Source organism: Psychromonas arctica, assembly GCF_038155225.1.
GTDB classification, from domain to species: domain Bacteria; phylum Pseudomonadota; class Gammaproteobacteria; order Enterobacterales; family Psychromonadaceae; genus Psychromonas; species Psychromonas arctica_B.
Map to the genome: position 1 here is coordinate 1 of NZ_JBAKBA010000173.1, position 239 is coordinate 239.

1 protein-coding gene is annotated in these 239 nt (G+C 39.3%); it reads right to left on the reverse strand.

The features are described from left to right. Positions 1–239: threonine/serine exporter family protein (locus tag V6255_RS18205; RefSeq protein ID WP_341629401.1), on the reverse strand; the 239-nt coding region annotated here is incomplete at both ends.

Below are 239 nucleotides of genomic sequence, written 5' to 3' on the forward strand. Positions count from 1 at the left end.
GATCATTAACACCACTAACCAACGAATATGCTTAAATCGTTTTAATCGTTGTAGCCGTTTTTTCACTTCTTTAGCATCAAGTAACTGTTTTTCTTCCATCACACAAATACGTTGCACATCACAGACCATTTGCATATTAATGCCTCGGGCATGGCAACGTCTGGTGGTAGTAACACAATGTCCGTTCAGCAAACTAGTGATCACGATAGCGTCTGGGCTAATAGATAACTCAACATTAT